The organism is Acinetobacter bereziniae, from assembly GCF_016576965.1.
Lineage (GTDB): Bacteria > Pseudomonadota > Gammaproteobacteria > Pseudomonadales > Moraxellaceae > Acinetobacter > Acinetobacter bereziniae.
In genome coordinates this window covers 2,593,595-2,615,359 of the sequence record NZ_CP066119.1, presented here as the reverse complement: position 1 = coordinate 2,615,359, position 21,765 = coordinate 2,593,595, and the positions used below count along the sequence as shown (strand labels likewise).

At 37.0% G+C, this 21,765-nt stretch carries 20 protein-coding genes and 1 other RNA gene; 14 read left to right on the top strand and 7 right to left on the bottom strand.

All coding sequences use genetic code 11. The annotated features are described in order from the left end of the window. Positions 1-43: 43 nt before the first annotated feature. The 11 genes from pyrH to lpxA all read left to right on the top strand — a co-directional run bounded on the left by pyrH (position 44) and on the right by lpxA (position 10,971). The gene (gene pyrH, locus I9192_RS12355; protein WP_004830468.1) at positions 44-772 is read left to right on the top strand and encodes a UMP kinase; all 729 of its coding nucleotides are present in this window, start codon (positions 44-46) and stop codon (positions 770-772) included. 73 nt (positions 773-845) lie between these two features. Further along, entirely contained in the window at positions 846-1,400 is a 555-nt protein-coding gene (frr, locus tag I9192_RS12350; RefSeq protein WP_004830469.1) for a ribosome recycling factor, read from the top strand. Between the two features lie 8 nt (positions 1,401-1,408). Further along, the gene (gene uppS / locus I9192_RS12345) at positions 1,409-2,158 is read left to right on the top strand and encodes a polyprenyl diphosphate synthase (protein WP_004830470.1); all 750 of its coding nucleotides are present in this window, start codon (positions 1,409-1,411) and stop codon (positions 2,156-2,158) included. A gap of 2 nt (positions 2,159-2,160) precedes the next feature. Beyond that, positions 2,161-2,985, top strand: a complete 825-nt coding sequence (locus I9192_RS12340; protein WP_009586984.1) for a phosphatidate cytidylyltransferase — start codon at positions 2,161-2,163, stop codon at positions 2,983-2,985. Continuing rightward, a complete protein-coding gene (gene ispC / locus I9192_RS12335) occupies positions 2,986-4,182 on the top strand; it encodes a 1-deoxy-D-xylulose-5-phosphate reductoisomerase (protein ID WP_005031947.1) in 1,197 nt (398 codons plus the stop codon). It begins immediately after the preceding gene. Between the two features lie 2 nt (positions 4,183-4,184). Then, positions 4,185-5,540 (top strand): RIP metalloprotease RseP, encoded by a 1,356-nt coding sequence (gene rseP / locus I9192_RS12330; RefSeq protein WP_005031946.1) that lies wholly within the window; start codon positions 4,185-4,187, stop codon positions 5,538-5,540. A gap of 36 nt (positions 5,541-5,576) precedes the next feature. Continuing rightward, a complete protein-coding gene (gene bamA, locus I9192_RS12325) occupies positions 5,577-8,096 on the top strand; it encodes an outer membrane protein assembly factor BamA (RefSeq protein ID WP_005031944.1) in 2,520 nt (839 codons plus the stop codon). A 42-nt stretch (positions 8,097-8,138) separates the two neighbouring features. Then, on the top strand, positions 8,139-8,624 hold the full coding sequence (locus I9192_RS12320) for an OmpH family outer membrane protein (protein ID WP_005031942.1): 486 nt from the start codon (positions 8,139-8,141) through the stop codon (positions 8,622-8,624). A 3-nt stretch (positions 8,625-8,627) separates the two neighbouring features. Continuing rightward, positions 8,628-9,698, top strand: a complete 1,071-nt coding sequence (gene lpxD, locus I9192_RS12315; protein ID WP_004830477.1) for a UDP-3-O-(3-hydroxymyristoyl)glucosamine N-acyltransferase — start codon at positions 8,628-8,630, stop codon at positions 9,696-9,698. 2 nt (positions 9,699-9,700) lie between these two features. After that, positions 9,701-10,186: a 3-hydroxyacyl-ACP dehydratase FabZ gene (fabZ, locus tag I9192_RS12310; RefSeq protein WP_004719745.1), complete on the top strand. Its 486-nt coding sequence runs from the start codon at positions 9,701-9,703 to the stop codon at positions 10,184-10,186. Then, positions 10,183-10,971 (top strand): acyl-ACP--UDP-N-acetylglucosamine O-acyltransferase, encoded by a 789-nt coding sequence (gene lpxA / locus I9192_RS12305; RefSeq protein WP_004830478.1) that lies wholly within the window; start codon positions 10,183-10,185, stop codon positions 10,969-10,971. Before fabZ ends, lpxA begins: the two co-directional genes overlap by 4 nt. Positions 10,972-11,050: 79 nt before the next feature. Here lpxA and I9192_RS12300 read toward each other — a convergent pair whose 3' ends face one another. Further along, entirely contained in the window at positions 11,051-11,923 is an 873-nt protein-coding gene (locus I9192_RS12300; protein ID WP_228289348.1) for a YbgF trimerization domain-containing protein, read from the bottom strand. Between the two features lie 1,413 nt (positions 11,924-13,336). Between I9192_RS12300 and I9192_RS12295 the strand changes: the two genes are divergently transcribed. Together I9192_RS12295 and ffs are read left to right on the top strand one after the other, a co-directional pair. Next, entirely contained in the window at positions 13,337-14,449 is a 1,113-nt protein-coding gene (locus I9192_RS12295) for an OmpW/AlkL family protein (protein ID WP_200149840.1), read from the top strand. 253 nt (positions 14,450-14,702) lie between these two features. Beyond that, an RNA gene (gene ffs, locus I9192_RS12290) (signal recognition particle sRNA small type) lies at positions 14,703-14,799 on the top strand. Positions 14,800-14,903: 104 nt separating this feature from the next. Here ffs and I9192_RS12285 read toward each other — a convergent pair. The 6 genes from I9192_RS12285 to I9192_RS12260 form a co-directional block, all read right to left on the bottom strand. Continuing rightward, complete coding sequence (locus I9192_RS12285) at positions 14,904-15,518, bottom strand: regulatory protein RecX (RefSeq protein WP_200149839.1); 615 nt, start codon at positions 15,516-15,518, stop codon at positions 14,904-14,906. A gap of 128 nt (positions 15,519-15,646) precedes the next feature. Continuing rightward, positions 15,647-17,077, bottom strand: a complete 1,431-nt coding sequence (locus I9192_RS12280) for a class I adenylate-forming enzyme family protein (protein WP_200149838.1) — start codon at positions 17,075-17,077, stop codon at positions 15,647-15,649. Position 17,078: 1 nt separating this feature from the next. Then, complete coding sequence (locus I9192_RS12275; protein WP_151804101.1) at positions 17,079-17,927, bottom strand: SDR family NAD(P)-dependent oxidoreductase; 849 nt, start codon at positions 17,925-17,927, stop codon at positions 17,079-17,081. 155 nt (positions 17,928-18,082) lie between these two features. Then, a complete protein-coding gene (gene recA / locus I9192_RS12270; protein WP_004830485.1) occupies positions 18,083-19,126 on the bottom strand; it encodes a recombinase RecA in 1,044 nt (347 codons plus the stop codon). A 159-nt stretch (positions 19,127-19,285) separates the two neighbouring features. Next, positions 19,286-19,726, bottom strand: a complete 441-nt coding sequence (locus I9192_RS12265) for an RNA-binding S4 domain-containing protein (protein ID WP_004830486.1) — start codon at positions 19,724-19,726, stop codon at positions 19,286-19,288. Next, positions 19,710-20,405 carry an HAD-IA family hydrolase gene (locus I9192_RS12260; RefSeq protein ID WP_151713131.1) on the bottom strand — a complete coding sequence of 232 codons (696 nt, stop codon included), beginning with the start codon at positions 20,403-20,405 and terminating at the stop codon, positions 19,710-19,712. Before I9192_RS12260 ends, I9192_RS12265 begins: the two co-directional genes overlap by 17 nt. A 784-nt stretch (positions 20,406-21,189) precedes the next feature. Between I9192_RS12260 and I9192_RS12255 the strand changes: the two genes are divergently transcribed. Next, entirely contained in the window at positions 21,190-21,444 is a 255-nt protein-coding gene (locus I9192_RS12255) for a hypothetical protein (RefSeq protein ID WP_004830489.1), read from the top strand. Positions 21,445-21,765: the final 321 nt, after the last annotated feature.

Sequence of the window (21,765 nt, the reverse complement as noted above, 5' to 3'; positions counted from 1 at the left end):
TGAATACGAATAAAATTGTAGATATAAGTATTGGAGTTTTGTGATGTTAGATTCTAAAAAGCCGCGCTATGAGCGAATTTTGCTCAAACTTTCGGGTGAGGCGCTTGCAGGTAATAAAGACATGGGGATTGATGCTCCTGTGTTGGATCAAATGTCTTTATCTATTGCTCACTTGGTCGGTTTAGGTGTGCAAGTCGGTATTGTTGTTGGTGGTGGTAATTTATATCGCGGCAGTCAACTGCAAAAAGATGGGCTTGTTGGTCGAGTAACAGGCGATCAAATGGGTATGCTTGCGACTGTCATGAATGGTCTGGCATTACGTGATGCTTTGGTACGCCGTAACATTAAAACACGTTTAATGTCTGCGCTTCCAATTGGTGCAGTAGTAGAGTCTTATTCAAGCCGTGATGCAATTCGTCATCTTACTCAAGGTGAAGTTTGTGTATTTGTTGCAGGTACGGGTAACCCATTCTTTACTACTGATACAGCAGCGTGCTTACGTGGTATTGAGATTGAAGCTGATCTTATTTTAAAAGCAACAAAAGTAGATGGTGTCTATAACAAAGACCCAAGTAAATATGACGATGCAATTAAATATGATCATTTAAGCTTTGACCAAGTATTGGATGAGAAACTTGGTGTGATGGATTTAACTGCAATTTGTTTGTGTCGTGACCATAATGTACCACTTCAAGTGTTTGATATGAACAAATCAGGTGCATTACTTTCTGTAGTAATGGGTGAAAAAGAAGGGACACACGTTACAAACTAATGTACGTGTGGGATAAAGCTCTTTATACTACTGCAATTTTACGTTATACACATTTATAAGTAAGGAAGATCATATGATTAACGATCTTAAAAAAGACGCTGAAGACCGTATGAATAAATCATTGGAGTCTTTGGAACATGGTTTTGCAAAGGTTCGTACAGGTCGTGCGCATCCATCAATCCTCAATGGTGTTATGGTTCCTTACTATGGTTCTGATGTGCCATTAAACCAAGTTGCAAACGTTGGTGTTGAAGATTCACGTACTTTGTTGGTACAACCATTTGAGCGTTCAATGGTATCTGCAATTGATAAAGCGATTCGTGAATCAGACTTGGGTTTAAACCCAGTAACTGCTGATGCAATTCGTGTACCGATGGCTGCATTGACTGAAGAAACACGTAAAGACATGCAAAAAGTTGCACGTAATGAAGCTGAAAATGCCAAAGTTGCGATTCGTAACATTCGTCGTGATGTTTTGGGTGATATTAAGGCATTATTGAAAGATAAAGAAATTTCTGAAGATGATGAGCGCCGTGCAGGTGATGATATCCAAAAAATTACAGACAAGTTTGTTGCTGAAGTAGATAAACGTCTTGCTGCTAAAGAAGCTGAATTGATGAAGGTCTAAGATTTATAATGACCGCATCTGAAGACAACCATCTTCCAAAACATGTTGCCATCATTATGGATGGCAACAATCGTTTTGCTAAAAAGAAACAACTACAAAAAGGTGATGGGCACCGTGAAGGTAAAAATGTCCTTGACCCAATTGTAGAGCATTGCCGCAAAGTGGGTGTTCAAGCCCTGACTGTGTTTGCGTTTTCAAGTGAAAATTGGAATAGACCACAGTATGAGGTTGATTTGTTAATGAAATTGTTGGAAGAAACAATTCATGAGCAAATTCCCCGTATGGAAAAATTCGAAATTGCGTTGAGATTTATTGGTGATCGTAGTCGGCTTTCTCCAGAGCTACGTGAATTAATGTTGCATGCTGAACAAAGGACTGCTAAGTTCAGTAACATGACTTTAACAATTGCTGTGAGTTATGGTGGTATGTGGGATATTACAGATACTGCACGTAAGCTTGCGCAACAAGTCAAAGATCGAAAAATTGATGTGAATCAAATCAATACTGAATTATTTGCACAACAAATAAGTTTGGGCGATTTGCCACCTGTAGATTTGTTGATTCGTACTGGCGGTGATTACCGCTTATCTAACTTTTTATTGTGGCAAGCTGCGTATGCTGAGTTGTATTTCACTCAGACTTTGTGGCCTGAGTTTACGGTACAAGAGTTGGATCATGCGTTTAATATTTTTTCAGGGCGAGAAAGACGTTTCGGAAAAACATCTGAACAAATTCAACAAGAACATATAGAGAACTGATAATGTTAGAGCGGATTATAACCGCATTGGTATTGGTTGCAGTCGTGCTGAGTTGCATGTTTGCAACAAAATCACAATATCCGATGTTAGTGTTAATGATTATCGCAGCTGGGGCGGCAGGTTATGAGTGGTTTAAACTCATGCCACATGAATCTGACTCTGTAAACAAGTTAAAAGCTGCTGGATTTGGTTTACTCACCGCTATCTTTTCTGGTTTAGCATTATATTTTAATGATTTGGCACTTATCCTTTGGAGTGCATCTATCCTCACTTGGTTGTGTAGCCTGTATTGGGTTAAAAATTATCCTGAATATGATGGTTGGTACAATGTTACTTTAAATATCGTTGGATTGGTGCTGATCAGTGCTGCTGTTACCGCTATTTTTGAAGTGTGGAAGAGTTCACCGTGGTGGCTGATGTACCTGTTTTTACTGGTTTGGGGTGCGGACAGTGGTGCATATTTCGTTGGTCGTAAATTTGGTAAGCGTAAATTGGCACCAGATGTGAGTCCAAATAAATCTATTGAAGGTTTAATTGGCGGGATTATCACAGTTGCTATCGTTATTGTCATTGTTCAATCGATTTACCTACATTTAACGCTTTCACAACATATTCTTTTCCTTGTTCTGTCTATTGTGACGGTATTTAGTTCAGTGTTAGGCGATTTGTTTGAATCTATGATCAAACGTCGCGCTGGAATTAAAGATTCAGGTCGTATCCTTCCAGGGCATGGTGGGGTACTTGACCGTATTGATTCATTGCTTGCTGCAGCTCCTATTTTTGCAGCAGGAATGTATGTTTTAAAACTTATTGGTGTAGATTTATAGATGTCACAATCTGTTTGTATATTAGGTGTTACAGGTTCTATTGGGCGCAGTACTTTAAAAATTTTAGAACAGCATCCAGATCAGTATTCGGTTTTTGCTGTGACTGGATATAGTCGAATAGAAGAACTGAGTGAAATATGCAAACAGTATCGACCGAAGTATGTGGTTGTACCTTTCAGTAAAGTTGATGAATTAAAACAACGCTTAACTACATACAAGATTACAGATATTGAAATCTTGAGTGATGAAGCAGGTTTGATTGAAGTTTCACAACATCCTGATGTGGATGTGGTGATGGCTGCAATCGTTGGGGCTGCAGGATTACTCCCAACATTAGCTGCAGTAAAAGCAGGTAAGCGTGTATTGCTTGCAAATAAAGAGGCCTTGGTGATGTCGGGGGATCTGATGTTGCAAGCAGCTCAAGAACATGGTGCTTTATTGTTGCCTGTAGATTCTGAGCATAATGCGATCTTTCAGTGCCTTCCACAAAATTATTTGCAGATTGAGCGTCAAGGCGAACCGTTGTTAGGGGTAAAGCAAATCTTATTGACCGCTTCAGGCGGTCCTTTTTTGAATCATACGCTTGAACAACTCCAAACCGTAACACCAGCACAAGCTTGTAAGCACCCAAATTGGTCAATGGGGCAAAAAATCTCTGTTGATTCTGCAACATTGATGAATAAAGGCTTGGAATTAATCGAAGCGTGTCATTTATTTTCAATTAAAGAACAATTTGTTACAGTTGTTGTTCATCCACAAAGTATCATTCATTCAATGGTTCAGTATGTGGATGGTTCGACTTTGGCTCAAATGGGTAATCCAGATATGTGTACCCCGATTGCACATGCACTAGCATGGCCTGAGCGGATTGAAACACATGTCCCACCTTTAGATCTATTCATCCATTCGCAACTTGATTTTCAAGCACCAGATATTGTTCGTTTTCCAGCACTTAAGTTGGCTCGTCAAGCCATGCAGTCTGGAGGACTTGCACCATCAATTCTGAATGCAGCCAATGAAATCGCTGTTGCAGCTTTTTTACAGGAAAAGATTGCTTTCTTGGAAATTTCACAAGTGGTTGAACATACTTTAAATCACGTTCAAAATGGTTCAGCAGATTCGATTGAAACGATTTTGCAGACAGATCAACTTGCCCGCCAAGTTGCTTCACAACGCATTATACAATTGGGACGCTGATCATGAGTGTACTATTTATCATTGTCGCTGCGATATTGCTATTGGGTCCATTGATTGCAATCCATGAATTTGGACATTATTGGGTAGCACGAAAGCTTGGTGTAAAAGTCCTTGTTTATTCAATTGGATTTGGTCCAACTTTATTAAAATGGACCTCTAAAAAATCAGGTATTCAATATCAACTGTCAGCTTTGCCGCTCGGTGGTTATGTCAAAATGCTGGATGAGCGTGAGGGCAATGTGAGTGCAGAAGATCTGCCTTTTGCATTTAATCGTCAATCTCCGTGGAAGCGCATAGCCATTGTTGCAGCAGGACCATTTATTAACCTGATTTTTGCAATTTTATTATTTTGGATTTTATTTTTACCAGCACAGGAACAACTGAATACACGTGTCGGTGCTGTTTTACCGAATACGCCTGCAGCGACTGCTCAGATGCAAGTGGGTGATAAAATTGTTGCGATTGATGGTACACAAGCAAGTACCTGGGAAAAGTTGAATTACGCAATTGTTGATCGTGTTGGCGAAACGGGTCATATTGATGTACAAGTGGAGCGTAATGGGCAAGCGCAAAGTTTTGCTTTACCCATTAAAGATTTCTTAAAAGATCAAAGTCAGTCACCATTTGATGTGCTTGGCTTTACTCCTTATCGACCGCATATTCCTGCCACTGTCTATAAGTTAAGTTCAGATGGTGCTGCAATTCGCCAAGGGATGAAAGAGGGTGATCAAATCATTTCGATCAATCAAGTGAAAATGAAAGATTGGTTTGATGTGGTAGATGTGGTACAAAAATCACCTGAAAAGTTACTCAATGTGGATGTGTTACGCCAAGGGCAAATTGTACATTTACAAGTGATGCCTCAAGGTAAACGTGACAACATGGGGAATGTGACAGGTATGTTGGGTGTGCAAGCACAGACCGATAAATTGTCTATTCCTGCTGAATATAAGCAAACCATTCAATACAATCCTGCTGAAGCATTTGTTGTTGCTGTTGAAAAAACAGGGCAACTTTCAGCAATGATTTTGAATTCTATGGTCAAAATGGTACGTGGCTTAATTGGATTAGATAATTTATCTGGTCCAATTACCATTGCTAAAGTTGCTGGTCAAAGTGCTGAAATGGGGTGGCAAACCTTTATTTCCTTTATGGCTTTGATGAGTGTAAGTTTGGGGATTTTAAATTTATTACCTATTCCAATGTTAGATGGCGGACATTTGGTTTACTACATTATTGAAGCAATTCGTGGTAAGCCTGTTTCTGAACAAATACAATTGGTTGGGTTAAAAATTGGTATGGTACTGCTCGGTAGCATGATGCTTCTTGCAATATTTAATGATTTTATGCGTTTATAACGCGATACTGGATTAACTTACTGGAAAATAATAGGCATGCAGCACTCACATTTATTTATGCCATTGGCACTCGTTAGTGCAATGGCAGCTGTACAGCAAGTACACGCGGCAGATGAGTTCATTGCACGTGATATTCGTGTAGATGGATTGGTTCGTTTAACGCAACAAAATGTCCTTGCACTTTTACCAATAAATAGTGGTGACCGTGTTAGTGATCCAGTTATCGCAGAGTCTATTCGTGCTTTGTATGCATCAAATCTTTTTGATGATATTCAAGCTTCAAATCAAGATAATGTATTGGTTTTCAAAGTTGTTGAACGTCCTGTTATTTCAAAGATTAACTTTAAAGGCAACAAACTCATTCCGAAAGAAGCTTTAACAGACGGCTTAAAGAAAATGGGGCTGGCTGAAGGCGAAGTGCTGAAAAAATCAGCATTACAAACTTTGGAAACTGAATTAGAGCAACAATATGCTCAGCAAGGTCGTTATGATGCTGACATTAAAGTTGAACAAATTGCACGTCCAAACAACCGTGTTGAACTGAATATCAATTTTAATGAAGGAAAAGCTGCTAAAGTTTTTGATATCAATATTATTGGTAATACTGTCGTTAGTGATGATGATATCAAGCAAGCATTTGCTGTAAAAGAAAGTGGTTGGCTTTCTGTGATTTCTCGTAATGACCGCTATGCTCGTGAAAAGATGTCTGCGAGTTTAGAGTCGCTACGTGCATTGTATTTGAATAGAGGTTATATCAACTTCGATATTAACAGTTCAAACCTCAATTTGAGCGAAGACAAAAAACATATCTTTATTGAAGTTTCGGTCAATGAGGGTGAGCAATTTAAATTTGGTGAGTCTAAATTCTTGGGTGATGCGTTATATAAACCTGATGAACTTAAAGCATTGCAAATTTATAAAGATGGCACAACCTATTCACAAGAAAAAGTCAATGCGGTGAAACAACTCTTACTTCGTAAATATGGTAATGCGGGTTATTACTACGCGGAAGTGAATGTTGTCCCTGAAATCAATAATGAAACCCATGTGGTGGATTTAAACTACTATATTAATCCAGGTCAACAAGTCACAGTTCGACGCATCAATTTTACAGGGAATACCAAAACTGCTGATGAAGTGCTTCGTCGTGAAATGCGTCAAATGGAAGGTGCTTTAGCAAGCAATGAAAAAATTGACTTGTCTAAGGTGCGTTTAGAGCGTACAGGTTTCTTTAGTAAAGTTGATATTAAACCTGTGCGTGTACCGAATACACCAGATCAAATGGACTTGAATATTGATGTTGAAGAGCAACATTCAGGGACCAGTACATTGGCTGTGGGTTATTCTCAAAACGGTGGTATCACATTCCAAGCAGGGTTAAGCCAAACCAACTTTATGGGTACAGGTAACCGTGTTGCAATTGATTTATCTCGTTCAGAAACTCAAGATTATTATAATCTAAGTGTTACAGATCCATACTTTACCATTGATGGGGTAAGCCGTGGCTATAACATGTATTATCGTAAAACCAAACTGAATGACAACTATAACGTCAACAACTATGTCACTGACAGTATTGGTGGTGGACTCACCTTTGGTTATCCAATTGATGAAAATCAAAACATCAGTGCAGGTTTAAATATTGATAAAACCAAGGTAACGACTGGTGCTTATGTTTCGACCTATGTTCGTGACTATTTACTAGAAAATGGTGGTAAGACACGTGGTTATGGAACACGCTGTGCTGTTGATCTGATTACAGATCCGAGTAACCCAGATGGACCGAAAATATGTCCAGAAGGGCAAACTGTAACTTTTGGAAATGCATTTGAGGGTGATTATTTAACCTATAATTTAAATTTAGGTTGGTCATACAACACCTTAAACCGTCCGATTTTCCCAACCAGTGGTACAGCACATCGAGTGAATGCTGAAATAGCATTACCTGGCAGTGATGTTGAATATCAAAAGATCACTTATGATACTCAGGCGTATTTCCCATTAGGGCGTGATTTTGTGTTACGTGGCTATGGTAAGTTAGGTTATGGTAATGATCTACCATTCTATAAAAACTTCTATGCAGGTGGTTTTGGTTCGGTACGTGGTTATGACAACAGTACTTTGGGTCCCAAATATCCTGGTGTAACATATAATGAAAATCTTACAAAAGATTATGATCCTGAAGAAGTCGGTGGTAATGCTTTAGTGCAGTTCGGTACTGAGTTAGCTCTTCCTGTACCATTCAAAGGGGACTGGGCACGCCAGATTCGTCCAGTGATTTTTGCAGAAGGCGCACAAGTATTTGATACCAACTGTAGTACGGCAACTGGAAAACTGTACTGGAATGGTGGGGCTTCAGATCAAGGTGTAGATGCAAAACAATATTGTAAAGACAACTATGACTTTGATTTAAGCAACATGCGTTATAGTGTTGGCGTAGGCTTTACGTGGATCACCATGATTGGACCACTTTCATTGAGTTATGCATACCCATTGAACGATAAACCAGGCGATCAAACTAAAAATATCCAATTTGAGATTGGTCGTACTTTCTAAGTGCGATCTTTCTTTAATATTTAAAGACGATAAGGAACACATATGAAAACAATGAAAATGATGGTGATGGGCTTAGGCTTAGGGTTTGCTGGACTGGTTCAAGCAGCGGGCTTTGGCGTGGTTGACTTGGAAAAAGTTGTAGAGAGTAGTACGTTCTTAAAACAGCAAAATGCAAGTTTAGAGCAATCTGTTAAACCGCAAACCACTAAATTAGAACAAATCACTAAAGATATTGAAGCGTTGAAGCAAAAAGCTCAAGCTCAAGGTGCAAATGTTCAGCAAATCAATGCGCAATACCAAGCTAAAGTAAATGAATTCCAAACGATTCAGCAAGGTGTTCAGGCAAAAGTTCAGAGCACAATTCAAAATACCAATACGACTTTTGAAACGCGCGTAAAGCAAGCTGCTGAACAATTGCGCCAAGAAGCAGGTTTAGACTTTATTTTGAATAAAAATTCAGCACTTGCGTATGACGCAAAGAATGATTTAACTGCTAAAATGATCCAAAAGGTTAATGCAATTAAATAATCAATGCGATCAAATCAATTTCATCTCGATGAATTAGCTCAACTTGTTCAAGGTGAGCTAATTGGTCAACCAAAGTTGCTACTCAGTGGACTTGCGAGTTTAGAACAGGCTCAATCTCATCATATTGCTTTCGTCAATGGCGATAAATATTTAGCTGAAGCACAGAATTCTAAAGCTGGTGCTTTAATTGTGACAGCTGCGTTAAAAGAGCAACTTTCCAATCACCAGAATTTCGTTGTGGTTGCAAATCCATATCTTGCTTTTGCAATGCTTACGCATCAATTTGAGATTAAAGTGACCAAACGTGGGATTGAAAGTACTGCTCAGATCGCTCCATCTGCGATTATTGCTGACGATGCTTATATTGGGCATTATGTGGTGATCGGTGAAGATTGTGTCATCGGTTCCAATACGATTGTTCAATCTAATACTCGAATAGATGATGGTGTTGAGATTGGTAAAGACTGCTTTATTGATTCTCAAGTCACACTGACTGGTCAGACCAAGATTGCAGACCGTGTTCGAATTCATGCCAATACTGTAATTGGTGGCGAAGGTTTCGGATTTGCACCTTATCAAGGAAAATGGAATCGTATCGCGCAGTTGGGTTCTGTCCGTATTGGAAATGATGTGCGGATCGGTTCAAACTGTAGCGTGGATCGTGGTGCTTTGGATGATACGATTATCCATGATGGTGTGATTATTGATAATCTTGTGCAAATCGCGCATAACGTTCAGATTGGTGAGAATACGGCTATCGCTGCGAAGTGTGGTATCGCCGGCAGCACAATTATTGGCAAAAACTGTATCTTTGCTGGTGCTGTTGGGGTGGTTGGTCACATAAAAATTGCCGATAATGTGACGATTACTGGAATGTCAATAGTCACAAAAAGTATTTCTGAAGCAGGTTCTTATTCTTCAGGAACTGGACAATTTGAAACAAATCATTGGAAAAGAACAGTTGTTCGCTTAAGACAATTAGCAGATGTGCCATTGACCAAATTGGTGAAACAAATAGATCATATGCAGGCTCAAATCGAGTCCATTGAATCAACTTTAAAGTCGCGTAAATAATTATGACTGAGTCTAAATCTCTACCTTTTACGGTTCCTGAATTACCAATGCAAACCCAAACGATTCGTGAGTATCTTCCTCACCGTTATCCGTTCTTGCTTGTAGATCGTGTAACTGAAGTTACAGAGAATGGGATTGTAGGATACAAAAACGTTTCAATTAATGAAGAATTTATGCAAGGTCATTTCCCTGGCTATCCAATTATGCCGGGTGTTTTGATCGTTGAGGCGATGGCACAGGTTTCTGGTGTGCTTGGTTTTATCATGAATAATGAAAAACCTCGACCTGGTTCGTTGTTCTTATTCGCTGGCGCTGAAAAAATACGATTTAAAAAACAAGTCGTACCAGGTGACCAACTCGTGCTAAAATCTGAATTACTCATGCAAAAACGTGGCATTTACAAGTATTTATGTACTGCCAGTGTTGACGGCGTGGTAGCAGCGACAGCTGAAATTATCATTTCTCATCAGAAATTAGAGCAGGCATGAGCAGTAACGATTTAATACACCCAACCGCTATTATTGACGCTTCTGCAGTGATAGCACCTGATGTTCAAATTGGTCCCTATTGTATTATTGGACCTCAAGTGACCATTGGTGCTGGTACCAAACTCCATTCACATGTTGTGATTGGTGGGTTTACCCGAATTGGAAAAAACAACGAAATTTTTCAGTTTGCGAGTGTCGGTGAAGTTTGTCAGGATTTAAAATATCAAGGTGAAGAAACTTGGTTGGAAATCGGTGACAACAATAAGATTCGTGAACATTGCAGTCTACATCGTGGAACTGTACAAGATCATGGATTAACCAAAGTGGGTAGCAACAACTTACTGATGGTCAATACGCATATTGCACACGATTGCCAGATTGGAAATAACAATATTTTTGCAAATAATGTTGGTATTGCTGGTCATGTTCATATTGGTGACTTTGTTATCGTTGGTGGAAACTCGGGTATCCATCAGTTCTGTAAGATTGATTCTTACAGTATGATTGGCGGAGCATCACTCATTCTAAAAGATGTACCAGCTTATGTGATGGTTTCTGGTAATCCTGCACATGCATATGGTATGAATGTTGAAGGAATGCGTCGTAAAGGCTGGTCTAAGAACGTGATTCAAGGCTTAAGAGAGTCTTTTAAATTGATCTATAAAGAAAATTTAACGACTGAACAGGCAATTGAACGCATTCGCCAAGAGATTCTTCCTGAAGTTGAGGAAGCACAATTGCTGATAGATTCTGTATTAGAATCTAAACGTGGTATTGTGCGTTAATCATTTCATGATAAAAAGCTGAATATAAAAAATGCCTCACGATGAGGCATTTTTTATAACTAACACAATGACTTTGTTTTTAGCCCTTTTTGAAATAACCTGCTTCTTCAGACTTAGGGTAGGTGCTTAACAATTTACTTTTATAGACATTTGCTGTTTGCGTATTTTTATTGACATCTTTTGCAATACTATAAAGTTGGTATAAAGCACGTGGTGCTTTTGACGAGTTAGGGAATTTAGCAGCGACGATCTCGTAATTCTTTTTAGCTTCATTGTAGTTCGGTGGATCAATTGCCAATTGAAACTCAGCCAACCAAAAATAAGCATTTCCTGTATAAATACTGTTTGGATAATTTTTAATAAAATTTTGCATTGGCGCAATGGCTTGTTTTGCACCACCTTTCTTATAAGCATCTAAAGCAACAGTATAGGCGGCTTTTTCAAGCGCAATAGGATCACTGGTATTGTTACTGTTTGTAGGTGTTGCTGAGGTTTGAGCTGTTTGTGTTGCAGGTTGCTGTTGTGTGGCTGTTTGATTCGGTGCTGCTGTCTGTGTGGTCTGTTCTGAATTTTCGACAGCAGGATTTGTCGTCGGTGCATTTTCAACAGGTGCTTGTTGCTCTTGAGAATTATTGTCTGGCTCTAACTTTTGGTTCAATAACTCAAGACGTTGATCGAGGTCGGTATAGCGATTGCTTAATTCTTTATTGAGCTGATCAATAGCGTGATCTTGTTCTTCAATTTTGCCACGTAATTCACGAATCTGATTTTCGAGTTGCTGATTCTTTTGAATAAGATCCCAATTCATATTTCCAGTAATTGGAGCAGGGGAATTCGCTATATCATTTCCTGAGGACGCGTTGCTTAATCCACGAGACTCAATTGGAATCGCATATAAAGATGCTGAACTGAGTAAGGCAATCGAAAAGATAGCATGCTTTTTTAGCATAATTGAAAATCCATTAAAGTCAAAATCTTCCCAAATAAGGAATAAAGTTGCTTGAAAACCAGTAAATGTGATCATTAAAAACGGCTAGAAGCGGAATTGCAAGGTGCTTTTACAATGTTCAGATAATTCTAGTGGAATGTGAAGGCTTTTTGTAATAAATCCGTTGATCAATGGGGAATTAAGCTTTTGAGATGACGAATGTGTTATAGCAATTTATCTAATGACTGTGGTTCCAATCAAGCCATTGTTATTTATTGAGTACATTTTATTTATCATGGTTGCGCTGAATCTTTGTTATGGATAAAGCAATTTAATTTTAAAAGGTAAAGTTTGTTAATTGAGTCTCATCAAAATGTCTGAATTCTCGATTATATCTAAACCTAGTGTGGATTTCTGGATCGATGTCACAGTTTTGTTAGACATTGACGAATGTTTAAATTTAATAGAACAAGTGCGAGTAGGTATTATTTATCATTTTATAGTCAATCTGTTGAAAAACTCATACAGTAAATATAATTTCTAGATCAATAAAATCAATGCGATAAATATATTGTTTACTGATATAAAGCTTGCAATGCCACGTTTTACATTTAAAGTTTAAATTGTTTTGTGTAGATGGTGTTTCACTCTTGCGCTGGAAACAAACCAGTGCTTTGTTTTTGCTCATATATCCCCACTCAACATGGCGACCATCCATGTCGCTTCGCGATAGCAAAACAATCAGTAAATCAAAAATACAAAAACTGTTTAAGCAAAACTTTTAAAAATTCATATAAAAAGCATAAAGTTGATTGAAGATGAATCACTTGTATGTAAATAGGCGGTTTGACTATATTTGTTAAAAATGATGATTGGTTAATCATATTGAGTATTCTTTCTTATCTTTGATAATAGGGAAGCTTCGAGATCGGTCAAACTTTGAGAAAAAGTGAAAAGAGGGTGAGCTATTCTATGAAATTTTCATTATATAAATATGCTAGCTTGATTTTTATGTGTATTACTCCATATTTGATATTAAATTTTTAATATTAATATTATTTTTTAAGTTTTATTTATGTCTAGATCACAAATTTAATCATTATGTACAAAAAGAAATACATTTTTGTTTGAGAGTGTATGATTATTTTGTGTATTATATTGGGACTGTGAACTTTTTTTATATTTGATGAAGTTGATGCTTTGATTATATTTTTAAAAACGATAAATTATTGAAGTGTTTTTAATTTTCAATAAATTTATGATTTTATTTTTGAATCATTTTAAATTATATTTTTGAATTTTTATAATAATGATATATAGATTTTTATAATTAATCATTTTCACTTCGTCTGAATTTAAATGTCAAAATTGTTTTTTTGTATACATTCTTAATGTGAATTATTTAGTAAAAATAAATTTATATTTAAGGATGAGTGTATGAAAAATCAGCTATTGTATGTAAACATTGTACTTGGCGTATCATACTTATTTGCTAGTCATATGGTATATGCTCAAGATTTTAAAAGATTTTCCATTTCAGCGGGTTGGCTGAATGTGCGGTCAACAGGAGATGCTCAACCTTTCAGGATTAATACTTCTGTTGCTGAAAAAACAATGTCTAAAGTAGGGATGATTTCAGGGGCTGCTGTTGCTAAAAATCTAGATCAAGCTCGAATCAATCAAATGGACCCGCAACTGATTAGTTTGGTCAATATGCAAGACCCTACGACAGGGAAATATGTGCTTGATAATCTTTTGGAGCTGGTCCCAAATGCGGAGAATCCTGAAGCTGCGCTTGAATATGCTACAGGTATCGCTGAAATTAATGGCTTAAGTGCATGGACGGCAAATGCAGGATTGGAAGTTAAAAACGTCAATACGGCTGGGCTAATGTTTAATTATAACATCAATGAACATGTTTCGATTCAGCTGATGGGCGGTATTCCACCTACTGTAGATTTAAAAGGAAAAGGGCAGATATATGCACCATTTTCAGCGACCTCACAGCCATTCGGCGGGGATTCCGGAAATTTATACTTAAAAAATAATTTGTTAATTACAAATTTAGATCAATATAACTATGCCGCCTCAGCACGAGCTTGGACACCAGCATTACAAGCACAATATTATTTTGGGCGACCTGGTATTAATAAATTAAGACCATTTCTAGGTTTTGGCTTTATGTATGCTTATTTCAATGAGATTAAAGTCAATTCTGGCGTTAAAAATGATTTAATTGCAGCGGGGCATATGATTAAAAATATTGATGATCATAAGGCAGGTGCTGCTTTGGATGGTAAAGCTTCAACAGGAAAAATGCGAGTTAAAGCAGATGCAAACGATGCTTTTGCTCCGATCTTTTCTGCAGGGTTTACTTATGACTTTAAAGAGAATTGGTTTGCCACGGCATCTGTATCATATGCAAAACTTGACAATACAGCCACCATTTCAGTTTTAAATGACAATACTGGAAAACAATTGATTTATGCCAAAACTAAAATTCAGATTGATCCATTGATGAGCTATTTAGGCATTGGATATCGTTTTTAAAGAGAGCAGGTGAATCCTTAAATATGAGTAAGCCATAACACGTTTTAATGATGATTAAGTTTCCCCCTCAAGCCATAAAGCCCGAGTCTAATCCACTCAACTTTTTTTTATGGCTTTTTTTTATGGCTTTTTTGCAAAAGATAACCACATTGATGATGAAATAAGCAAACGAATGAATAACTTGAGAAAATCACAATGTTTGGCTTGCAAGAAAATAAAAAATCTCTATACTCTGTTCTTGCAATGGTAGCCCTGCTGGTGGTTTCGCAATTGTACTCTGAAAACCCCGCCAGGACCGGAAGGTAGCAACGGTATCAGAACTATGATGTGCCGAAATTTTGCTAGTAGGGTTGCCACCAGATTTTCTAAATTTAATAATTATTCAAAATATAATTTTTTTCTTCTATTCCACAATCACTACATACTTTTATCTTTAACTCATTTTAGATATTTATTATCCATCCTCATTTTCTTTTCTAGAAATCGCTTTCATAATCGCGTCCATTTCAAAGCCACGATATTGTAAGAAACGAATTTGTTTAGCTTTGATTTTAGGGTTTTTGCTTACCTCAAAACCATATTTTTTGACTTTGAGTTGATAAGCTTGTTCATACCAATCAATTTCAGCAATATCTTCTTGTACTAAGCTTTTATCGAGATGTTTAGCACGCAAGGCCAACTTGATTCGATTAGGTCCTTTGCCTTTGCGAACTTGGCTACGAACCGTCATTTCAGCGACACGTTGATCGCTTTGATAGTTATTTTCAGATAATTCGTCCACTAATGTTAAAACTTCTTCACGGCTTTGTGCCAAAGTCATCAGTTTTTCAATAAGATCTGCTTTGGAATATTCTTTACGGGTTAAGACTGCAAAAGCATATGATCGTAAACGTGTTCCCGTTAAGCCCTGTGGTGCTGGTGTGCAATCTTGATTAGCGATAAAGGCATGCTCATTATTGACCTCATTGCTTATTGTGCTAGTTGGAGGAAGAGGTGCAGTTTCATCCTCGCCAAACTGCTGCTTTAGTTTTTCGTAGTCTAGCATCTTAGGAAATTTAGCTTGGCTCATATCTTTAATAACAATAACTTTCGTTGGTATTTGTCATAGTGTAGCGCCTATTTGGGGTTTTAACAGCGCATAAGCTGTACAGATAGATGAATAGGTGAACTGTCATGTCAGGCATATTATTCAATTTACTAAATAGGCTTACCAATACTGTCTGATTCAATCTGATCGATGATAAAAATCGATTTTGGACGTAAATATCGTGGTGCCTTTTGACTGATCCAATCTTGTAATTGATTGAGATCTAAATATTGTTTAAGGATGATTTTAACTGCTAAACATTGTCCTAGATCTACATCATCTACCGCATATGCTTGAGCATATTCTATGAGAGAGTGTTGGTATAAAATATTTTCTAAGTCAATTGGATAAATATTGATCCCTCCACAGATTAACATATCATCACGTCGACCTTTTAAATAATAATATCCTTGCGAATCTCGGACAGCTAAATCACCACATTCAATCCATTGATTAGGGGTAATTGACCACGCACACTTACTCCATAAAGTACCAATTTGACCCTGTTCGAGAATTTCTCCTGATAGATCAGTAATTTTAAACTCAACACCTTGAATAGCTCTACCAATACTGTCCGGATGTGTTTTTAAATCCTTAGGGGTTGCGATCATATTAATCCCAGTTTCTGAACTTCCATATAGATTGAATAATTGAATGTAAGGGTAGTGTTGTTGAACTTGATGAACCAAATGAGCACTTAAAGGCGAACTTCCTGTAATGATATGCTGGACCGAGCTGAGCATTGAGCGAGACTTAATCAGTCTATGTAAGATTGTGGGTACTAAGTTTAGACAATCAATTTGGTAGTGTTTAATCCATAAACAGGCACTTTGTACATCAAAGCGATTTTGCAAGATGACGGTCTTATTAAAGCTTAAAGCCATTAAACTTGCAGTTAAGCCAGCAGCATGGCAGATCGGTGTCATGACAAAAATCCGTTTAATTTTAAAGAACTTTAATTGTTTAAGCATGAGATCTAGTAAAGGCAGGCATTGCAGTGGATTTGAATGTCGTGTTGCTACTTTAGGAATACCCGTAGACCCTGAGGAACAGACACTAATTTTGTTAAAAAAATAGCGTTTGATATGAAAATGTTGTGAGTCGTGTTGTGGTGGAATATCTGAATAATGCTGAACTTTAATTTTTTTTAATCGCGCTAAATGTCCAATCAAATAAAATTTTTTCTGATCTAGCAGCGTTTGAAGTTTATGTTCGATTAAATTGGGATTAATGATCACAATATCCTTGCCTAAACGACTTAAAGCAAATAAAGCAGCCAGGCTATCTAAATCTTGTTCAAGCATGAGTGCAAGTTGATTTGGAAGTTGACTTTGATATTCTGGTTTTATCCATTCACAAATAAGTTGATCAGTACGATGTTTTAAATCCTGAAAACTCATCTCTACACCATCGATAATCAATGCCGTTTTATTTTTATTGATTCGGGTTTGCGCATCTAAAATACTGTATAGATGCACACCATGTTTCATAACACTGAATAACAGACTAAGACACCATTTGATTACGAATCGCCATGACATTTTACTTTTTCCGTCCAAGAATAAAGCGATAAAAATAATAAATTGGTCTTGAGAATAGACTTGATGTAACTTGTGCCCAAATTAACCACCATGGCTGCCATTGCCGTTTATGTCCGATCAGGCTATCTAAAATTGCATTTGCTGCACTTTGTGCCTGCATTGCAGGCATGTGATCATAGTGTTTGGTTGGCAAAATCATACGTGTGCGTACCAATGGTAAATAAATGATACTAGTATCAATTTGCTGAATAGCAAGTTCGGGTTGGATGGCAAGGATCCATTGTTGCATAGCAACTTTAGATGCTTGATAACTTGACCAAAGTGGGGGAGCGAATAGTTTGGCATTAATGGTAGAAACAACCAAAATTTGCCCACATTTCAGTTTTAAGTCTGGCAATAATAAACGAGTGAGTTGAGCAGGGTTGATGTAATTAATTGCAATACAGCGATCAATATCTTGAGGTCGATCTAAACTCTCCCAGATCGAGCGTTGAATGGATTTACCTGCATTATGAATCAGAATATCAACATGCAAATTTTTATCTTGCAGACTTTGAAATATATTTTCAGCTGCTTCCAGTTCATATAAATCTACACTGACCATTTCAACATGGCAGTGACCACGTTCTAATTCATTTTTTAGCTGTAAAAGTTTGTCAGTACTTCGCGCAACTAAAATCAGGGTACATTCAGTATGTGCTAAACGTTTCGCACATGCTTCACCAATTCCAAAACTGGCACCTGTAATCAGAATCGTCTTATTTTTAAAATGTTGATCTATTTTTGCTTGAGTAATTCTTGGACCTTGAAAAAATAAAAACTCAGCCAATCTTGTAATATTTGTCTGCATAAGAATAAATATATTTGATGTTGAATATCATTTTAAATCAGTTATAACTGAAATTTATTAGAAATCACAATCAATTTCAATTCAATAATTTGTATAAAAAAGCGCCTCGAAAGGCGCTTAGGAAAAATAAAGAAATGACAAAATGATAGATCAGATTAAACATCTAAAAAGTCAGGTTCTTCTTCTTTTTCTTCAACAGGTGCAGCATTTGCTGTAGTTAAGAGCTTTTCACGAATCATACGATCAAGATCTTGCGCCAGTTGTGGATTTTCTTCTAAATGGCGAATGACATTGTTTTTACCTTGACCGATTTTATCGCCTTGGTAGGAATACCATGCACCAGCTTTTTGAACCAGTTCTTGAGCAACTGCAAGATCAACCAACTCACCCAAGTGATTAACACCTTTACCATACATGATTTGGAAAATCGCTTCACGGAAAGGAGGAGCCATTTTATTTTTAACAACTTTCACTTTGGTTTCAGAACCAACGATCTCATCGCCTTCTTTGACTTGACCAATGCGACGAATATCTAAACGTACTGAAGCATAGAACTTCAATGCATTACCACCAGTTGTGGTCTCAGGGCTACCAAACATAACACCAATTTTCATACGGATTTGGTTAATGAAAATTACCATACAGTTTGAACGCTTTGCATTACCAGTGATTTTACGCAATGCTTGGCTCATCAAACGTGCTTGTAAGCCCATGTGAGAGTCACCCATTTCGCCTTCAATTTCAGCTTTAGGAGTCAATGCAGCTACAGAGTCGACAACGATCAGATCAATCGCACCTGAGCGAACAAGCATATCGGCAATTTCAAGTGCCTGTTCACCATTATCTGGCTGTGAAACTAAAAGATTGTCAATATCAACCCCAAGTTTACGGGCATATTGTGGATCTAAAGCGTGTTCGGCATCAATAAAGGCACAAGTTCCACCCGCTTTTTGGCATTGTGCGATTGCCTGTAAAGTCATTGTGGTTTTACCAGAAGATTCAGGACCATAAATTTCAACAATACGTCCTTTGGGTAAGCCCCCGATTCCTAGTGCAATATCAAGTGTTAAAGAGCCAGTAGAAACAGCTTCAACAGCTTGTACAGTATTATCCCCTAAACGCATGACTGTATTTTTACCAAATTGTTTTTCAATTTGGCTAAGTGCCGCGTTCAGTGCCTTGCTTTTGTTATCATCCATCTCGTAAACCTCAAACGATGTAATATCACTAATATCTTAAGTGGATGTCATTAAATTTGATCTTTCGTCCACAGGAGTAATAGTGACAGAAAATTAAAAATGGTTCTATCTTTAAAAACAGTAGTACGACATATTTTGTCGTACTTAACTTAAACGAATTCAGTCATCATCATAGGACCAAGATTGGTCAAATTGCTGATCATTTTCTTGCTTAAATTTGCTTATTTGTCGTCGATCTTTTTTACTCGGTCGATGATCAGGTCGCGCTAGATTATGCAATTTTCTTTGGGTTGAAATCAACTCTCTACGTGCCACACTGACTTCTGTTTCTTCATATAGTTGTTGTGCAATAGGCGCACCGCCACGAATTGCAGACAATGCTTTGATCACCACTGTTTTTCGATCAAATCCTTGCTGTATGGTTAATTCCATGCCCACACGAATTTCTTTAGAAACTTTGACACGCTCATTATTGTGATGAACTTTGCCGCCTTCAATTGCATCTTTGGCAATCGAGCGTGTTTTAAAGAAACGTGCAGCCCAAAGCCACTTGTCTACACGCATTGTTTCAAGTTGTTGTTTCTCAGGCTGTTTTGACATCGACATCCTTATTTTCTAAGTTTAACTTGGTGAGTAATGGTAAAAGCTCAGTTAAATGATGAATTGCAGGGTATTCCAACTCAAGGACATGACGTGCTGCACGACCACTTGATGGTTGAGTAATCGTAATCAAATGTTGTATACCAAATTTCTCAGCACCTTTGAGCACAGGAGTAGTATCATCAACCAAACAAGCATTTTGAGGATCAAAAGGATACTTCTGTTGAAGAATTTCCCAGAATTCGACAAACTCTTTGGAATATCCAATTTCTTCACTACTGATCATCACTTCAAAATAAGGGCTTAGGTCGATATTTTCAAGTTTAAGCTGCAATCCTGCGCAATCTGCATTGGTAAGTAGCCAGCAACGATAACCTTGTGCTTTTAATTGTTTCAGTAGTTCAAAGCAACCTGGTCGAGTTGCAATTTTGTCTTTATATTCATATTGTAATTTTAAAACATCTACGCCCACTTTCTCAGACCAATATTTTGAAGAATACCAACACAGTGTGTGATTATGTTGCTGATAAAATGTATTCAGGGTGTTATGGCTCTGCTCTAAACTACATTGATGTGTTTGTGCGTGACGCTCAGGGAGTTTGGTGTTCCAGATGAGATCGTCAAAAGCCAAATCGAGGAGCGTACCGTCCATGTCAAAAAAGATGATCGGTTTTTGCATTCAAGAAACTCCTAAGATTTTTAAAGTACATCAAAGCTCATCATAATATGTAAAAATACTAAATTTTTTAACTCTATAATTCAGGATTAAAAATTTTTAAAGCCTTATAAAGTTATGTATGCTTGAAGAAAAATTATGTACATATGTGTGCATATATTTAAAAACAAATCTCATGACAACCAAGTATAAGAGATTTGAATTCTTAAATCATGGGATTCACTAAACGTTGGTTAAAATCTAACAATGGAAAAACAGAGATAGATTTGAAATCGTAATTGTTCGTGATCGCTTATTGGTGTCTGTGCATATGTCGTCAAAGAGAAAATAGCCTTTCAATATTGCTGTCTTTTTAATGGAGAAGTCTAAGGTTTAGATATTTGGACATAAGCTTCGATTAAGACTTGAATTTCAATGTAAACACAGAAATGTGTTAAAAAATGAACATTGATCGACTGTCCACTCTATTGTTTAGGGTCAATCCACACAATTTTTTAATTTCATATACTAACTTGCTTCATCACTGGGTATTTTTGTCTTTGAAATTAAAATATCAGTTAAATAGTTTATTTAGATAAACTAATGTTAAATATTGATTTAAAAGAAAAAAATTGAAATAGTCATATTCTGCCAATGTGATAAAAGTATTTTGAATAGAAAATCCTTCTTAGAGACTGCGAATGTGTTTTCTATCTCCTTTACTGGAGTTTTTTGTGTGATGGTACATGTTATTTTGTTATGTAGACCATTTTTAATTTAGACAAATTTTTAGCTAAAATGGATTAAAATGAACATCTGTATTGGTGGACCGTGGAATGGATGCAAGTTATTGGGAGATTCCCATGATAAATCTTTTAAAGTTAAAGATAATAAATTACAGAGAATAGTAAAATATAATAGAAAAATAATTCACATCAAAAAAAATGTATACATTTTTTGGATCGTAGATGAATTGAGCGAATCTGAAGCTTCTACTTTGATGAATGATTATTTGCGTGAATACTTCATTAAGGCTGAAATAGAATTAATTGGGGATGAGTAATGAGGCGCTCAAGGACCTTTCTTTCATGAATGAAGTATATAGTCACTTATGGCTGGTGAATTCAAATATAATTAAGAACGGTTTTCCTCTGTTAAATTAAATATAAAACAATATATTAGATCGATTTTATGAGTCAAAAAAATGATCATGTGGTCCGAATCATATGGGGGATTGAAAGTACCTTCTCCCTTCGGGAGAAGGTTAAGGTGCAGGGGCTTTAATGTTGATTTATGGTATTAAAAACGACTTATGAAAGAAGCTTATTGTGTTTTTATCAATCTATTTTGAAAGATCATTGGTTTGGTAAGAATATAATTTTTC

Excerpts from the sequence above, each read along its gene's own strand:
- I9192_RS12320 (WP_005031942.1), top strand. The coding sequence starts at position 8,139 with ATGAAAACAATGAAAATGATGGTGATGGGCTTAGGCTTAGGGTTTGCT.
- ispC (WP_005031947.1), top strand. The coding sequence starts at position 2,986 with ATGTCACAATCTGTTTGTATATTAGGTGTTACAGGTTCTATTGGGCGC.
- bamA (WP_005031944.1), top strand. The coding sequence starts at position 5,577 with ATGCAGCACTCACATTTATTTATGCCATTGGCACTCGTTAGTGCAATG.
- I9192_RS12265 (WP_004830486.1), bottom strand. The coding sequence starts at position 19,726 with ATGTCAAAACAGCCTGAGAAACAACAACTTGAAACAATGCGTGTAGAC.
- I9192_RS12340 (WP_009586984.1), top strand. The coding sequence starts at position 2,161 with ATGTTAGAGCGGATTATAACCGCATTGGTATTGGTTGCAGTCGTGCTG.
- I9192_RS12275 (WP_151804101.1), bottom strand. The coding sequence starts at position 17,927 with ATGCAGACAAATATTACAAGATTGGCTGAGTTTTTATTTTTTCAAGGT.
- I9192_RS12285 (WP_200149839.1), bottom strand. The coding sequence starts at position 15,518 with ATGAGCCAAGCTAAATTTCCTAAGATGCTAGACTACGAAAAACTAAAG.
- lpxA (WP_004830478.1), top strand. The coding sequence starts at position 10,183 with ATGAGCAGTAACGATTTAATACACCCAACCGCTATTATTGACGCTTCT.
- I9192_RS12260 (WP_151713131.1), bottom strand. The coding sequence starts at position 20,405 with ATGCAAAAACCGATCATCTTTTTTGACATGGACGGTACGCTCCTCGAT.
- lpxD (WP_004830477.1), top strand. The coding sequence starts at position 8,628 with ATGCGATCAAATCAATTTCATCTCGATGAATTAGCTCAACTTGTTCAA.
- I9192_RS12280 (WP_200149838.1), bottom strand. The coding sequence starts at position 17,077 with ATGTCATGGCGATTCGTAATCAAATGGTGTCTTAGTCTGTTATTCAGT.
- I9192_RS12255 (WP_004830489.1), top strand. The coding sequence starts at position 21,190 with ATGAACATCTGTATTGGTGGACCGTGGAATGGATGCAAGTTATTGGGA.
- pyrH (WP_004830468.1), top strand. The coding sequence starts at position 44 with ATGTTAGATTCTAAAAAGCCGCGCTATGAGCGAATTTTGCTCAAACTT.
- fabZ (WP_004719745.1), top strand. The coding sequence starts at position 9,701 with ATGACTGAGTCTAAATCTCTACCTTTTACGGTTCCTGAATTACCAATG.
- rseP (WP_005031946.1), top strand. The coding sequence starts at position 4,185 with ATGAGTGTACTATTTATCATTGTCGCTGCGATATTGCTATTGGGTCCA.
- frr (WP_004830469.1), top strand. The coding sequence starts at position 846 with ATGATTAACGATCTTAAAAAAGACGCTGAAGACCGTATGAATAAATCA.
- recA (WP_004830485.1), bottom strand. The coding sequence starts at position 19,126 with ATGGATGATAACAAAAGCAAGGCACTGAACGCGGCACTTAGCCAAATT.
- uppS (WP_004830470.1), top strand. The coding sequence starts at position 1,409 with ATGACCGCATCTGAAGACAACCATCTTCCAAAACATGTTGCCATCATT.
- I9192_RS12295 (WP_200149840.1), top strand. The coding sequence starts at position 13,337 with ATGAAAAATCAGCTATTGTATGTAAACATTGTACTTGGCGTATCATAC.